This window comes from Priestia sp. P5_B4, assembly GCF_056400385.1.
Genome location: NZ_JBFULJ010000744.1, coordinates 1 through 1,900 on the forward strand (window position 1 = coordinate 1; position 1,900 = coordinate 1,900).

2 protein-coding genes and 1 pseudogene are annotated in these 1,900 nt (G+C 37.0%); all 3 read left to right on the forward strand.

Annotated elements, in window-relative coordinates; translation table 11 throughout:
* A pseudogene (locus AC1DRF_RS25440) lies at positions 1-600 on the forward strand (FUSC family protein); the annotation flags it as partial.
* A 347-nt stretch (positions 601-947) separates the two neighbouring features.
* Complete coding sequence (locus AC1DRF_RS25445) at positions 948-1,346, forward strand: DoxX family protein (RefSeq protein WP_477742009.1); 399 nt, start codon at positions 948-950, stop codon at positions 1,344-1,346.
* 141 nt (positions 1,347-1,487) lie between these two features.
* The coding region (locus tag AC1DRF_RS25450; RefSeq protein ID WP_477742010.1) for a VOC family protein at positions 1,488-1,900 on the forward strand (413 nt) is incomplete at its 3' end.

The following is a 1,900-nucleotide window of genomic DNA, read 5'->3' on the forward strand; positions in this document are numbered from 1 at the left end:
ATTATAATCCATATCATAATTGTTCCTCCAAATTACGTAAAAGAAGCTCGCAGAACCTTGACCCAATTTGGAATAGACCTTGGACAATTATTTAAAAAGGCGGCTTATTGGGTAAACAATAACTGCGAATTCGTTGAGGGAGAAAACTTAATAGATGATACGACTGACCTGCTTCAGGAACTTCATCAGGTCGAAAAGGAATTCAAAAAAGCAGAAAAGAGTTTAAGGTTGAACCCATTTGGCAGAAATAAAAAGCAGCAGTTAAAACAAAACGAACAATTCCTTTTTCAACTGAAGCATGGCTACACCTATATTTCAGGTGTGCTCACTACATTTAATGACTGGTCCGAAACGAATTCTCTACCCACAGTTGATCGGCAAAAATGGGCTGTTCAACTACAAGTATTAGGAGAATACGTCACAAAACAAGCTAATCAAAACTTAGAAAATCGGGCTATAAACAAATCATCTCTGGATTTACTGGATCTGTCTTCAATTCCTTTACAAATCCTTATCCCACCTGAATTAGAGTCCCACCGACATCAATTAAGTCTATATAATGATACGCTTAAATTAATTGATAAATTAGGAACAAAATGATACTAATTCAAGTGATGTAGATATCCCTTTTATAAATGGGGGGGATAACTGCAGTATCTGCTTATTGAATGATACACGCATAGTAGAAGAGGAAAAGAAGTTACCAAGGGGTGACTTTTTTTTATTCAATAAATAATACAATTTAGCTTTTATATTTTCCGTTCCCGTGCTCATATCCATATAAAATCATGAATATGTTTTTAATACGTCGTTAAGCGTTTCAGCTAACTACAAAAAAATATAAAAATTTATGTTGACAGGGGAACCATATGATTTTATAATTATCCTTAATTCAAGATATTTTAATTCGAGATTTTAAAGTGATGAAAAAATAGGAGGAATAAAAAATGGTGAGCATTGGTTTATTGTTAATACGTTTAGTCATTGGATTATCTTTTATGGCACATGGAACTCAGAAATTATTTGGATGGTTTGGCGGCCACGGCTTAAAAGGAACGGGCGGCTGGTTTGAATCCATCGGAATGAAGCCAGGTGTTAGAATGGCGTTAATGGCTGGATTATCCGAGCTAGTAGGCGGAGCTTTATTTGCTGCAGGACTTCTTACACCGCTAGGAGCGCTTTTGATTGCCGGAACAATGGTCATGGCGATTGTGAARGTACACGGTCCGAATGGATACTGGGCAACACAAAATGGGTATGAATATAACCTTAMGCTTTTAGTTGTAGCAATCGGTGTAGCAATTGCAGGACCAGGTTATTATGCACTAGATACTTTTATTTTCTAAAAGAGAAAATGGGTTGAATAAGAAAGACGCTTTTATTTTTTGACTAATATCTCGAATTCGAGATATTTATGATAAATAGTTGTAATTTTAAAAGGGATAACGAAACATTTGACGAAAAATGTATCGAAGGAGATGGTAGTAATGAGTAAAAAAACAGCGGGTATTCATCATATCACGGCGATTGTAGGTCATCCTCAAGAAAATGTTGATTTCTATGCGGGCGTGTTAGGATTACGCTTGGTCAAACAAACGGTAAACTTTGATGATCCAGGAACGTATCACCTTTACTTTGGGAATCAAGGGGGAAAACCTGGAACGATTATTACATTCTTCCCGTGGGCAAATGCACGACAAGGAAAAATAGGTGACGGGCAAGTTGGCGTAACTTCATATGTGGTGCCAAAAGGTGCGATGGACTTTTGGGAACAGCGATTAGCTAAGTTTGGGGTTCCAGCTACAAAGATGGAGCGATTTGGAGAACAGTATTTAGAGTTTGACGACCCTCATGGTTTACATCTAGAGATTGTGGAAAGAGAAGAAGGAGAAAAGAATAC